Here is a 346-nt window from a genome sequence, read left to right as displayed (position 1 = left end):
GATTTATACTATTACTGATAGGGGGATTTAATATGTTTGGCAAAAAGAAAGATCAAGATTCGGAACTTTCACCAGATATTATGGATTTTAAAAATGCACTTGAAGAGGTACGTTTTACACCTGAGGTTGAGCATGATGTAGAATTAATTAAAATGTTTGATGAAGCAATCGACAAGGCGGAAAAAGGTGAAGCTGTTCAAACTATTTATGCCAGACTAAGCTATCAAATTACTCAGTATATTCAGACACACCATTTTAGAGCGCCAAAGCCAGTTAGTGAATTTATTCATGGAAGTACAGGAAGTGTGACAACGGGATTAACTTCGATTCCAGTTTCTTGGAATAC

At 35.5% G+C, this 346-nt stretch carries 1 protein-coding gene; it reads left to right on the top strand.

Annotated elements, in window-relative coordinates; all coding sequences use genetic code 11:
* Positions 1-32: 32 nt before the first annotated feature.
* Positions 33-346: bacteriocin immunity protein (locus CP367_RS10540; RefSeq protein WP_098043570.1), on the top strand; the 314-nt coding region annotated here is incomplete at its 3' end.

Source organism: Lactobacillus sp. UMNPBX16 (genome assembly GCF_002553775.1).
GTDB lineage: Bacteria > Bacillota > Bacilli > Lactobacillales > Lactobacillaceae > Lactobacillus > Lactobacillus crispatus.
Note: the sequence above shows the minus strand (reverse complement) of the source record. Positions and strands in the feature narration are given on the sequence as shown.